The organism is Brucella haematophila (assembly GCF_005938105.1).
Taxonomy (GTDB): Bacteria; Pseudomonadota; Alphaproteobacteria; order Rhizobiales; family Rhizobiaceae; genus Brucella; species Brucella haematophila.
Map to the genome: position 1 here is coordinate 280,147 of NZ_VCPE01000002.1, position 12,194 is coordinate 292,340.

Here is a 12,194-nt window from a genome sequence, read left to right on the forward strand (position 1 = left end):
GGTTTCGCAGGCATTGGAAGAGCTGCTGGAACTGGTATGGGAATCAAAGCCGTAGGCGCAGCAGACGGGCCCCCGTGGCCTCGATGCCCGCTACATCGGCGTTGGCAAAGGCAAAACGCAGAAACGCTTCCTGTCCTTCACCGAAGAAGACGCCCGGCAATGTGACAATGCCGAGCGACTTTGCAAGGCGCTCTGCCACCGTCACAGAAGATACGCCGTCAAAGGGATGGCGCACGAAGGCAAAATAGGCTCCCACCGCCTCGACGCGCCAGCCATCGACGCCCGCCATGACGGAACGAAGCGCTGCCGCCCGGCGTGCAATCTCCTTGCGGTTTTCATTGCGCCATGCTTCCAGCGGCGCAAGCGCACGGGCAACAGCCACCTGCGGCGCACGCGTGGCGCAGATTTGCAGATTGTCCATTACCTTGGCGATATTGGAAACCATATCGGCACCCGCAACAATCGCCCCCAGACGATGCCCCGGAATGCAGAAGGATTTTGAGAAACTATAGAGCTGGATCAGATGCGACGGCCAGTCGGCCTCGCCGAACAGCCCGTGCGGCGCTTCACCGGCATTCGGCAGAAAATCGCGATAGGTTTCGTCGAGTATCAGCCACGTGCCGTTGGCACGGCAGAGCGCGTAGATCTGGCCAAGCAGTTCTGGCGGATAGACCGCGCCAGTCGGATTGTTCGGAGAAACCAGCGTCAGCGCTTTCACACCGGGATGCAGCGCCGCCCGCACATCCTCGACTGTCGGCACAAAGCCGTTTTCCGCAAGACATGGAAATGAAGCCGGCTTGATGCCGAGCATTTCCAGCGAAGAGCGGTGGTTGAAATAGAACGGATCGGTGGTCAGAACCGTATCGCCGCAGCCAGCCACGCACATGATGGCGGCGATGAAAGCCTGATTGCAGCCGGATGTAACATGCACATTGTGCACTTCAATCGATGCACCATAAAGCGAAGCGACATGTTCGGCATAGGCCTGACGCAGCACGGCCTCGCCTTGAATCGGTCCGTAGCCAGCGCAGGCGAGCGACCCTGCCGCCTCGCCCAGAAACTGCAACATGTCAGGATGCGGCGGATAGCCCGGAACCGCCTGCGAAAGGTCAATCAGCGGACCGTGGCTGCCGTCATAATCCCGTGCCCAGGCCTGCACAGCCGGAATGGGCGGTGCGGAGAGTTGATCGATCAGCGGATTGACGGCAGGCAGATTCATTGGCGGCTCCCATGGCAATTGCGCCACTCTTATCGTGAAGGGCCGGTCGGTTGAAGCCGTTTATTCGCTGGGTCGCGAAAGCACATAGGCCGCAGACCCCAGCATGAAGATCGTCACGGCAATTGCCAGCAGCGGGCCCGGATGAGCGCCCCACCAGAAAAGCCCGTAGCCGAAAGTCATGCCCAGACAGGCATAGAGCTTTGCTTTTGGCGGAATGGCGCCACGGTCGCGCCACTTGATGATCAGCGGGCCGAAACGCGGATCGCGAAGAAGCCGCGCTTCAAGCCGGGGCGAAGACCGCGCGAAGAACCACGCCGCCAGTATGATGAAAATCGTTGTCGGCATGACCGGCAAGAGCGCCCCGATAATGCCAAGCGCCAGCATGACAAATCCGAGCACGAGAAACAGCACCCGCTTGCCGGTGGAGATCGCCGGAACGGAGGCATTCGTGTTCGTGTCGGAAGGATCGTCCTGCATGGTTTCCGTTGGAATCGCACCTGTTCGCCACAGGCTTATAGCAGGATTTCTTCCATAAATTGCACTGGCTGCACGGTCAAAGAAACGTCATAAGCCCCGTTTTCCGGCCTGTGGATAACAAAAAGGCGACCTGTGAAAATTGCCATTCACACGCCAAAATTGTAATTTTGCCCGGGAAATGCCGCATTTCAACAACTTTTAGAAGGCGCTTCAAAACTTAGTCTACAAATAAAAATTGTAGGCTCAGACGCGAGCTTAGCAAAGGTCGCAAGCAGCTTTTCTTGGATTCAGCAGCCGAAAACATGGACGCGTTGAGCCACGCGCCAGATTCCTAACGAATCGTAAACGCTTTTACAGCAATCGAACTGAATCTTTCCAAATATTCCTCAGTTTTGTTTCGGATCATAAGTAAACAACGCATAGTATAGGATGATTTTCCGCTGCGGATATAGATTCAATTACCGCATAATGTTCTCATTCGAACCACGTCATCGCCACATTTAGATTCCACTTCGCTCAGGTCTTTCTCAGCAAAACTGTCAAAGCGCCCCGTTAACAACTAGTGGAACTGGTATGAACTTCAAGACCCGTATGGCTATGCTCGGCTTTGCAGCAACCAGCCTTCTCGCTGTCAGTGCAATCGAAGCCTCGGCACAGCAATGCGGCGGTGCCTCCTGGTACGCCCTGACCTCCCGCACGGCATCGGGTGAACGTATGAACCCAGCCGGATTGACCGCAGCGCACCGCTCCCTGCCGCTTGGCAGCAAGGTCAAAGTTACCAATCAGAGAAATGGCAAGTCGCTCGTCGTGCGCATCAACGACCGCGGCCCGTTCATCAAAGGACGCGTGCTGGATCTCTCCAAGGGTGCTGCAAGCCGTCTCGGCTTCATTGGCGCCGGACACACCAAGGTCTGCTTCACGCCGATGTAATCCGGCGTAAAGACATCTTCGGATAATAAAGTGATAGCGGCCCGGATTGGACCGCTATCACTTTATTTGCGATCCAGCCGGTCGGTGAACCACCTGGTCAGGTTGATCCAGACGTCATCCTTTTCCGCCGCATCTTCGATGCCGTGTTCGAGATTGGGATTGTCGTTGACTTCGATCACCACGACACCGTCATCGGTTTCCTTCAGATCGACACCGTATAAGCCATTGCCGATGCACCGCGCGGCGCGCAGGCCTGTTTCCAGAACCGCTTGCGGGGCCTCTGCCAGCGTGTAGGTGCGAAAGCCGCCCTCAAGCGGTTTGCCGCCGGTATCGTGCTTCACAATCTGCCAGTGGTTTTTCGCCATCATATACTGGCAGATGAAAAGCGGTTTGCCGTCGAGAACGCCGACGCGCCAATCGAAGCGGGTCGGCATATATTTCTGCGCCAGCAACAGATCGCTATCCTGAAGCCACAGCATCGCCAGCGCCTTCAGCTCACCCAGATCACTCACCTTCTTCACGCCGCGCGAGAAAGAGGAATCCGGGATCTTGATGACCAGCGGAAAGCCAAGCAGATCGGCAGCTCGCTCCAGATCCTCCTCACCCGCAATCATCACGGTCTGAGGCACCGCCACATCATTGGCCTGCATCAGCTCGTGCAGATAGACCTTGTTGGTGCAGCGGATCATCGAAATCGGATCGTCGATGACCGGCATGTTTTCCTGCTGCGCCCGGCGCGCAAAGCGATAGGTGTGATTGGAAATCGACGTGGTTTCGCGGATGAACAGCGCATCGTAATTGGCAAGACGCGAGAGGTCCTTCTTGCCGATTGGTTCGACCTCGACACCAAGTCGCGCCGCAATCTTCGCCCAGTGCTTCAGGGACGCCATGGATGATGGCGGCATCGCCTCTTTCGGATCGCAGAGCGTCGCCACGGAATAACGGGCCGGAACTTTGGGCTTGGCCGCCCGCCATTCGCGCTGGGTATAGCGGTCGAGCGCATCTTCAAAGCGCTCCTTTTGATGTTTCGAGAATTTTGAAATATTGGAGAAGCCGATTTTCTGGATACGCGCCCACTCACCCGGCTTGATCGTCACTTCCAGCGACGGCGCGCGGAACCAATCGAACAAAAGCCTGCCGAAACGCTCGAATTCCGGGTTTTCAGCCAGACCGAAATGGACGTGAATGGTTTCAGGCGCTTTTTCCGGATGCTTGCCCAGCGCCTTGTTGAGCATGTCTTCCAGTTCGGGGATGGCATTCTCATAGAGCCGACGCTCGGAAAGGTCGATCATCGTCTCGACGGACGGAACGATCCGGTGGCCGCGCGCTTCCGCCAGAAGCGAGGCATAATAGCCGCGGCTCTGATAGGCATAGGTGCGCGACAGGTTGATGATGCGCGGGCGCTGCTGGCCGTTGAACAGCGCCGGATGTGCGAGATAGTCACGATTGGTCATGACCTTGTGCGGTGTGGCGCCATTATCGATATCCGAGAGGCGCCCAACGAGAATGACGCAGATCGTCATCAGTCTGTCCCTTTTTCGAGAATCACTGCTGCCCTGAGCCCATCGCTGCCGAAACGGGCGATGCGGTCGAAGATGTGGAATGGAACCGGCACATTGGCCGCATCGGCGATGCTTTCGCCCTGTTCCTCTTCCACCCATGGATCATGAATAAAAATGTGACGGCCATCCTCGCCATGGGCGAGCACCCAATGCGGCACTTTGTTGCCGAACATAAGATAGCCGCTGATCAGAACGATCACCGACGCGCCACGCCGGAGCGCGGTGACGATGTCGAACAAGGTGAAGCCACGATAATCCACCGGGATACCATAGGCTTCCGTGCGCTGGCGAAAATCGGTTTGCGCAAGTTGCATCACCCGGCGCTTTTTCTCCGAACGCACCGATTGCAGAAACAGCATGTCCTCAATGGAAACGATGATGGACGCTTTCAATCCGTGTTCATAGCCCGCGACGGCAAGGCCGAAAGGTTCGCAGCCGCCTGGTCCGGACATCATGTAAATCGTGGTCGCGTCACGCCACAGGCGCACTTCCAGCACCGGATCGAGTTGCACCACCGGCTTGTGATAGGCGAGCGCCATCATCAGACAGGCCGCCCCGCAGGTGAAGTCGGTCGTCTGCCGGTAATAGGGGAATGTCGTGATCGGCGGAACGCCTCCGCGCACCGTCTTTTCGAAGCGCAGGGCGTCGGAATGATCGGCATAATAGTCGAGATAGCGCCCGATTGGGCGATAACCATTGCGCTTATAAAGCGCGATGGCCCGTGCATTGTCCTCGCGCACTTCGAGCCGCAACAGCGGCCGGTCGTGCTCATAGGCCGCCGTTTCAGCAGCCTGCAACAGAAGCCCGCCTATTCCCTTGGCGCTCGCATCCGGATCGACGGCGATCGAATAGAGCCGCGCCATCGCCGTACCGTGCCGGAAAAGGATCATCGCATAGCCGATGATGTGGCCATCGACTTCCGCAATAATCGTTTCAGCCGTGGGGCGCGCGATCAAGGCGCGGAAGGAGCGTCGGGAAATGCGGTCTGCTTCGAAGCAGCGCTCTTCGATGCGTAACAACGCATCAATGTCGTCTGCCGTGGCCTTGCGCGTGGTTGCGCTTGTCATCCCGTGGCCTTTGCAAATGGACCTCAAAGGTCCCGTGGAATGTGCCAACCATTGGCATATTCGCTGGCAAAAACAAGCTCCCCGAGCATGGCAAAATTATGAGTGGCAACTGGGCATCCTCACGGTCTGAAAAACACAATAAATTCAATCTATAGTTGCACAATTGCGCAATACCCGCGTTAACCATTAATTAAGATGTTGGGCGATGAAGCGGCAAATCGAATTGACTCCGGAGTGTTTCAGATTTTAACGTTTCGTTAATAAACGAGTATCCGGCAAGGGCGTTGAGTATGTTTTGCGTTGTTCGCTCGACCAAGAAAATTATGGCAGCAGCTGCTTTCGCGGCTTCGGTGCTGATGACAGGCTTTGGTGCTGAAGCAGCCTCTGGCGACTTCATGCATACCGGGAAAGTCACTTCCCAGCCGATAGGCCATTACGAGTTCTGCAAGCGCGAAGCGCAGGAATGCAATATCGTAAGCCGGGACACCAGCCCGTTGCAGCTTGACCATGCCAACTGGCAGCGCATTGTCGACGTCAATCTCTCGGTCAATGAACGCATCAAGCCGATGACCGATATGGAAATCTACGGCGTCGAGGAATATTGGACTTACCCAACCACCGTTGGCGATTGCGAAGACTATGTGCTTCTCAAGCAGCGCGAGCTGCAAAAGGCCGGTATTCCGATCAGCGACCTTCTGATCACCGTCTTGCGCAAGCCGGATGGCGAAGGCCATGCCGTCCTGACCGTCCGCACCGATCGCGGCGACTTCGTCCTCGACAATCTGACTGATGAAGTGCTGCGCTGGAACGAAACCGATTACACCTATCTGAAGCGTCAGGCCACGAACAATACCGGCCGCTGGGTCACCATCGAATCCCCGGACAACCTGCTGGTCGGCTCGGTTCGTCACTAAATCGTAAGCTACCGAAAATTGAACTCAGGCCCGGAACATGCTAGACAGTCCGGGTCTAAAAAGGAGAGGCCGGTGCGGTTAGCCCGGCTCCCGTGCAAAGGTTTCTCAAGTGATGCCAGACACGGGTCCTGACCTTCGCGGTTCTGTTTGCAACCCTGTCGAGTCCCCTGACCTTCAACTTCGGAGCAATGGTGCGCCGGAGGATCAAGGGTTTGGGCAATGAAACAGCAAATCTCCGTTATCACACTTGGTGTCGCCGACTTGGCCCCTTCGCGTCGCTTTTACGTCGAAGGCTTCGGCTGGACGCCGATATTCGAGAATGAAGAGATCGCCTTCTACCAGATGAACGGTTTCGTGCTCGGCACCTTTCTCAAAACTTCGCTGGAAACCGACATGAACCGGAGCGGCCTCTTGCAGCCCGGCGCATTTTCACTCGCCCATAATGTGGAGCAAAAATCCGATGTCGCGCCGCTGATGCACCGTCTGGTGGAGGCTGGCGGTACGCTGCTGCGCGCCGCCGACGCGCCTCAGCATGGCGGTTTTCGCGGCTATGTCGCTGACCCCGACGACCACGCCTGGGAAATTGCCTGGAATCCGGCCTGGCAGATCGATGAAAACGGGCTCGTGACCTTCGGGCTTTAGGCGCGCAACACACTCAGCTTTGTTTGAAACCAGCCCGAAGAGGCTGTCGGACTGCCTCTTCGGTTACCCCCATTCAATTCGGCGGCAAAGCCCAAGAGGCGATTCCGCATCGCCGCTATTTGCGTTATGATTTGATTCTGGCTGCTTCCACGCCTCCCCCCTCCAATCGGGAAAGCATTTTTCATGCGGGAAGTATCAATCATCGAACCAACTGTTCGAGCAAAAAGCATGAGGAGGGATTGCGATGACCGCTCGCCACAGAAGGTCACAACGATGAAATTGTCGTCTCCCATCTATCACCTGAAGCACCGCGCCAAGCGCCTTGCACGCGATGCCCGAATTCCACTTCATGCCGCGCTGGATCAGATGGCTGCGCAGGAGGGCTACAAAAGCTGGAGCATGCTCGCTCAGAAATCGTCAGCCTCCATGTCCGGCAAGGACCTGTATCAGAGCTTGCACGCTGGTGATCTGGTTTTGATCGGCGCACGTCCTGGCCACGGCAAAACCCTGCTCAGTCTGGAGATTTTGATCGAAGCGATGAAGGACGGAAAACGCGGCCTGTTCTTCTCGCTCGATTACAATGAAAATGATATAGCCAGCCGGTTCGAAAAGCTCGGGACACGTCCCGTGCTATTCAGCGACCGCTTTATCTTCGACAGTTCTGATGCGATCAGCGCCAGTTATGTTGCAGAAAGACTGAGCCGTGAACCGGCTGGCAGCTTCGCCATTATCGATTATCTGCAAATTCTTGACCAAAAACGCGACAAGCCGGAGCTTATGGTGCAGATCAATGCGCTCAAAGCTTTTGCCCGCGAGCATGCGATGACCATCATCTGCATTTCCCAGATCGACAGGTCTTTCGATCCCGATGTCAAGGTCTGCCCGGATCTCGACGACGTCCGGTTGCCAAATCCGCTTGACCTATCGCTGTTCAACAAAACCTGCTTTCTCAACAACGGCACTTTGCGACTTCAGCTCAACGGCAACTGATCGCCAGCGAAGGATTATCTGCGGCGCGAGCAATCACGCCGCAGAAATCAACCGTTCCGCACCGATGCGATAGGAAATTGCGCCAGCTAAGTGAATGCGGCTGATCTGATCCACACCGTCGAGATCGGCCAGCGTGCGGGCAACTTTCAGGATACGATGATAGGCCCGAGCGGAAAAGCGCATCTGCTCGCTCGCATCGCGCAACAGCTTCAATCCCGCCGCATCCGGTCGCGCAACATCCTCGATCAGCTTTGCCGAACAATGAGCATTCGTCATCGATGGATCGAACCCCAGCGCCGCGTAGCGGGCAGCCTGTAAGGCCCTCGCGCGGGCGACCCGTTGCGCCACGGTTTCGCTGCGCTCCGACTGCGCAGGCTGGATGAGGTCCAGAGCCGAGACGGCAGGCATGTCGACACGCAGGTCAATTCGGTCCAGAAGCGGCCCGGAAATCCGCGCCTGATAATCCGTCTGGCAGCGCGGTCCGCGCGCGCAGGTGTGGCCGGGTTCACCCGCCATCCCGCAGCGGCATGGGTTCATGGCGGCAATCAGCTGAAAACGCGCCGGATAGCTTGTGCGATGATTGACGCGGGCAATCAGACATTCTCCCGTTTCCAACGGCTGACGCAGTGAATCCAGCACCTGTGGCGAGAATTCGGGAAACTCGTCGAGAAACAGCACGCCATTATGTGCGAGCGACACCTCGCCCGGGCGGGCACGCAGGCCGCCGCCAACCATTGCCGCCATGGATGCCGAATGATGCGGCGACCGGAATGGTCGGCGATCTGACAGTTTTCCGCCTGCAAGCTCGCCGGCAATGGACGCGATCATGGACACATCCAGCAATTCGCGCGGAGACAGGCGCGGCAAGATCGATGGCAGGCGCTGCGCCAGCATCGACTTGCCGGAACCGGGCGGGCCGACCAGAAGCAGGTTATGATTGCCCGCTGCGGCGATTTCCAGCGCGCGCTTCGCCGTTTCCTGTCCCTTGATATCCGCAAGGTCCAGCAGGTTTTCGCTGGAAACGCGCATGGAGGGATCGGGCGGTGTCAGAACCTGCGTTCCACGAAAATGATTAGCAAGCGCGATCAGGCTGCGCGGCGCGAGAATGTCGATATTGGCGCCAGCCCAGGCCGCTTCCGGCCCGCAGGCATACGGGCAGATGAGCCCCTTCTCTTCGCGGTTGGCCCCAATGGCAGCGGGCAGAACGCCTGCTACCGCTGTGATCGACCCGTCAAGCGACAGTTCGCCCAGCACCAGATAGGATTGAATGGCATCGGCGGGGATGGCCCCGATAGCCGCCATCAGCCCGACCGCGATCGGCAAATCGTAATGCGACCCTTCCTTCGGCAAATCGGCAGGCGCCAGATTGACCGTGACACGCTTGGTGGGCATGGACAGCCCGGAGGCGTGCAAGGCCGCCTGTACGCGTTCACGACTTTCCGCCACCGCCTTGTCGGGCAGACCGACAATCGACATGCCCATCTTGCCCGGAGCAACCATGACCTGCACATCGACAGGCACTGCTTCTATGCCCTGAAAGGCAACCGTTCCAACCCGCGCGACCATAAGCCCCCACTCGCCACGCAGCACATCCCTAAAGTGAGAAAATGCTTAAATACAACCAGAGGATTTAAGCATTTTTCCCGAAACAGATCAAGAACGTCGTTTGGCGGTTAAGGACTGGAATTTACCAGGACACGCGCGCGCCTATGCGACCGGAGAGAAGCCTGAAACGCTCGCCACCAAGATTGAACTCATAGGATGCATTGGCATAGAGCGCGGTATTGTCGGCAACCTTGGTCGTGAAACCGGCACCGAGTTCCAGGCTGGTTTCTTCCCAGGACGGGCGAAGCCTGTCATTATTGAAGTAGATCGTATCGCTCGCCTTGAACTGGTGCCAGACATTGGCCAGCACGAACGGATTGAACGGCCGTTCATTGATTGTGTAATTGCCTTGCAGGCGCGCACCGACACGACCGGTCCATGAGTCGTTATTGTCATAGCTGATGGTGCCGCCGGGATCGGTTGCCTCATCAAAATTCTGATACTGCCAATAGATCTGCGCCTGCGGTTCGATCACCCATTTTTCGGTGATCGAGAACTTCTTGCCTGCTTCCAGAGAAGCCGACCATTCCTTGCCGTGGAAGCTGGAACTGTAGTTCGCCACAGATTCCGTATCGATGCTGAGCCAGGAATGCATGACGATGGCGTCGATATAGGCCTCGTCTTCCCAGGTATGGGTCCAATAGGCGCCGAGACTATAGGCATCGACATCGATGTTACCGATCTCGATATTATTGCCATAGATGTTTCTGGCGCGCATGTCGCCCCAACCGCGGGCATAGCCGGCCATGAGACCGAACGTATCGAGCTGACCGTTATCATGTTCGGCGCGATAGACCGGCACGCCGAACTGCATGCCCCACTGGTTACCCTTATAGCGCTGATCGGCGAATGTGCTCAGGTTCTGGCGATACTGATCGCCGAACATACGCGCCCAGATGATTTTCTTGTTTGCTTCGTCACCGAACCAGGACTGTTCGCCATGGCGTTCGTGGAACGTGCCGAGAGCCACGCGCAGCAGGCCGCGCACGACAGTGGGCGTTGCGCCCAGGATCGGAACTTCGGGACGAACCAGTGTCACGCTGCCGCCGCCGTCGCCATCACCCGATCCACCTCCGGTGCCGCCGCCAGTTCCGCCACCCGTGCCGCCGCCGGAACCTCCGCCAGAGGAACCGCCGCCGGTATTGCCATCGCCGTCGCCATCACCTTCATCAGGTCCGGGCAACAACCAGATCGGCAAATCCGGATTGCTGGCATCGATGCCGGAGAAGTTGTTGCGCAAGTACCAGTTGTTCTCGGTGCCAGCCGTCACGCCGCCTTGCACCAGCTGATATTCGTAAATACCGGCAGAAGCGCGCCGCGCCAGATTAAACGTGCCCTCGCCGGTGGTGGCCCCGTTAACTGCCTCCACCACGAGAATGCCGTTCTGCTGGGTCTCTGCGCCCGTTCCGCCAACATTGGTGACCACGATGCCGGTTGAACCGGTCGTCGTGCCGCCCGAAATAACCAGCTTGTCGGACGGCGCATTGTCGCTGGCCAGAACCGTATTCAGCCAGAGCTGGCCGGAATTACCCTGATAATTGCCGACGATGGTGAGGCTGTCCGACGTGGAATTGGAGCCGTTGGTGAGATCGATCACGCCTGCATTCACCACCTGTGTGAGACTGCCGCTCGCTGCAGGGCTGATGGTCCATGTGCCGCTGCCTGCGCGCAGATAGCTGGTCGAATCGATCGTGAGCGTGCCGGTCGAGGTGCCGCTGTCGCCGAGTGTCAGATTGCTGTTCATCGTCAGCTCGGACGCGCTCTGGAGCGCAATAAGCTCCCAGTTGATCAGGCGCTGCGGATTGCTGCCTTTGGTGTTCTGCCAGACGAGCTGATCCGTGCCGAGCCCGCCATTGATCTGGATGCTTTTCAGCTGGGTATCGGTCAGCCCCTGAAACACGGCAACGTCATTTTCCGTGCCCATATCGATGCCGCCGATCAGACCGCCGGTCCACAGCATATAGTCGGCGCCCGCGCCCGCCATCAGCGAGCCGGTCACTTCACCGCCGGACAGGAGGAAGACGTCGTTGCCAGCGTCCTGATTCACCGTTGCGCTGACACGGCCGCCGCGCATGTCAAAAATATCGTCGCCGGAGCCTTGCGAAACGCTGCCATTTATCTGGCCGGGGTCGTAGTTGATGATCGTGTCATTGCCGGAACCAAGCGCAATCGTGCTCTGGATCGTGCCGTAATTCTGCACATAGGTCTGGCTGGCGCCGTTGACGAAAATACCATTGTTAAACGAAGCGCCAGTGGTGTTGATGATGTTGGTCGCGCCATCGCCATTGATGGTGACACCATTGTTCAGCGTACCGTCATTGGTGATGTTATTGGTGCTGTTGCCAGTGAAGCTGAAAACCGAATTGATATGCGAATTGGCATAATTGTGGACCGTATAGGTGCCGTTGCCGCTAATCGTCAGGCCACCATTGATCGTGGCGCGATTGTCGAAAACGAGGCTGGTCGCATCAGTTATGACCGCGCTCTGCATATTGCCCGAATTGTCGACGGTCAGAGCACCCATGCTGCTGGCCGTGAACGGACCGTTCAGATTGGTGTTCTGCTGGATCACGACATCAAGGCTGCCAAGTCCGCTGGTGCTGAACCCGTTCGGATTGCCATTACACACGACTGTATCGCCCGACGCGGGTGATGCAGGCGTACAATCAGCCAGCGCCGTTTCTGTATAGGGAAAGAGAAGAAGAACCCCGATGACGGGTATCGGCATTTTAAACTGAGGTGCGGTTAAGCGCAGTAACGGAAAGGCGTGACTTTTTCTGTTCTCAGT

Annotated in this window: 10 protein-coding genes; 4 read left to right on the forward strand and 6 right to left on the reverse strand. The window is 57.4% G+C overall.

Annotated elements, in window-relative coordinates; genetic code table 11:
- Positions 1-43 precede the first annotated feature (43 nt).
- Together FGI60_RS04105 and FGI60_RS04110 are read right to left on the reverse strand one after the other, a co-directional pair.
- Positions 44-1,213 carry an aminotransferase gene (locus tag FGI60_RS04105; RefSeq protein WP_171058698.1) on the reverse strand — a complete coding sequence of 390 codons (1,170 nt, stop codon included), beginning with the start codon at positions 1,211-1,213 and terminating at the stop codon, positions 44-46.
- Positions 1,214-1,279: 66 nt separating this feature from the next.
- The gene (locus FGI60_RS04110) at positions 1,280-1,696 is read right to left on the reverse strand and encodes a YbaN family protein (protein WP_138784055.1); all 417 of its coding nucleotides are present in this window, start codon (positions 1,694-1,696) and stop codon (positions 1,280-1,282) included.
- Positions 1,697-2,269: 573 nt separating this feature from the next.
- Between FGI60_RS04110 and FGI60_RS04115 the strand changes: the two genes are divergently transcribed.
- On the forward strand, positions 2,270-2,626 hold the full coding sequence (locus FGI60_RS04115) for a septal ring lytic transglycosylase RlpA family protein (RefSeq protein ID WP_078337695.1): 357 nt from the start codon (positions 2,270-2,272) through the stop codon (positions 2,624-2,626).
- Between the two features lie 62 nt (positions 2,627-2,688).
- On the opposite strand, the gene FGI60_RS04120 is transcribed toward FGI60_RS04115, so the two are convergent.
- Both FGI60_RS04120 and FGI60_RS04125 read right to left on the reverse strand, forming a co-directional pair.
- Entirely contained in the window at positions 2,689-4,149 is a 1,461-nt protein-coding gene (locus FGI60_RS04120) for a RimK family protein (protein WP_138784056.1), read from the reverse strand.
- Entirely contained in the window at positions 4,149-5,255 is a 1,107-nt protein-coding gene (locus FGI60_RS04125) for a GNAT family N-acetyltransferase/peptidase C39 family protein (RefSeq protein ID WP_138784057.1), read from the reverse strand. Before FGI60_RS04125 ends, FGI60_RS04120 begins: the two co-directional genes overlap by 1 nt.
- Before the next feature lie 290 nt (positions 5,256-5,545).
- Between FGI60_RS04125 and FGI60_RS04130 the strand changes: the two genes are divergently transcribed.
- The 3 genes from FGI60_RS04130 (at position 5,546) to FGI60_RS04140 (ending at position 7,801) form a co-directional block, all read left to right on the forward strand.
- Positions 5,546-6,169 (forward strand): transglutaminase-like cysteine peptidase, encoded by a 624-nt coding sequence (locus FGI60_RS04130; RefSeq protein WP_138784058.1) that lies wholly within the window; start codon positions 5,546-5,548, stop codon positions 6,167-6,169.
- Positions 6,170-6,388: 219 nt separating this feature from the next.
- Positions 6,389-6,811, forward strand: coding sequence for a VOC family protein (locus FGI60_RS04135; RefSeq protein WP_138784059.1), 423 nt, complete (start codon positions 6,389-6,391; stop codon positions 6,809-6,811).
- Positions 6,812-7,084: 273 nt separating this feature from the next.
- Positions 7,085-7,801 carry a DNA helicase gene (locus FGI60_RS04140; protein ID WP_138784060.1) on the forward strand — a complete coding sequence of 239 codons (717 nt, stop codon included), beginning with the start codon at positions 7,085-7,087 and terminating at the stop codon, positions 7,799-7,801.
- A 33-nt stretch (positions 7,802-7,834) separates the two neighbouring features.
- On the opposite strand, the gene FGI60_RS04145 is transcribed toward FGI60_RS04140, so the two are convergent.
- Complete coding sequence (locus FGI60_RS04145) at positions 7,835-9,367, reverse strand: YifB family Mg chelatase-like AAA ATPase (RefSeq protein WP_138784061.1); 1,533 nt, start codon at positions 9,365-9,367, stop codon at positions 7,835-7,837.
- Between the two features lie 121 nt (positions 9,368-9,488).
- Positions 9,489-12,134, reverse strand: coding sequence for an autotransporter family protein (locus FGI60_RS04150; protein ID WP_171058693.1), 2,646 nt, complete (start codon positions 12,132-12,134; stop codon positions 9,489-9,491).
- Between the last annotated feature and the right edge of the window lie 60 nt (positions 12,135-12,194).

Excerpts from the sequence above, each read along its gene's own strand:
- FGI60_RS04110 (WP_138784055.1), bottom strand. The coding sequence starts at position 1,696 with ATGCAGGACGATCCTTCCGACACGAACACGAATGCCTCCGTTCCGGCG.
- FGI60_RS04115 (WP_078337695.1), top strand. The coding sequence starts at position 2,270 with ATGAACTTCAAGACCCGTATGGCTATGCTCGGCTTTGCAGCAACCAGC.
- FGI60_RS04120 (WP_138784056.1), bottom strand. The coding sequence starts at position 4,149 with ATGACGATCTGCGTCATTCTCGTTGGGCGCCTCTCGGATATCGATAAT.
- FGI60_RS04125 (WP_138784057.1), bottom strand. The coding sequence starts at position 5,255 with ATGACAAGCGCAACCACGCGCAAGGCCACGGCAGACGACATTGATGCG.
- FGI60_RS04130 (WP_138784058.1), top strand. The coding sequence starts at position 5,546 with ATGTTTTGCGTTGTTCGCTCGACCAAGAAAATTATGGCAGCAGCTGCT.
- FGI60_RS04135 (WP_138784059.1), top strand. The coding sequence starts at position 6,389 with ATGAAACAGCAAATCTCCGTTATCACACTTGGTGTCGCCGACTTGGCC.
- FGI60_RS04140 (WP_138784060.1), top strand. The coding sequence starts at position 7,085 with ATGAAATTGTCGTCTCCCATCTATCACCTGAAGCACCGCGCCAAGCGC.
- FGI60_RS04145 (WP_138784061.1), bottom strand. The coding sequence starts at position 9,367 with ATGGTCGCGCGGGTTGGAACGGTTGCCTTTCAGGGCATAGAAGCAGTG.
- FGI60_RS04150 (WP_171058693.1), bottom strand. The coding sequence starts at position 12,134 with ATGCCGATACCCGTCATCGGGGTTCTTCTTCTCTTTCCCTATACAGAA.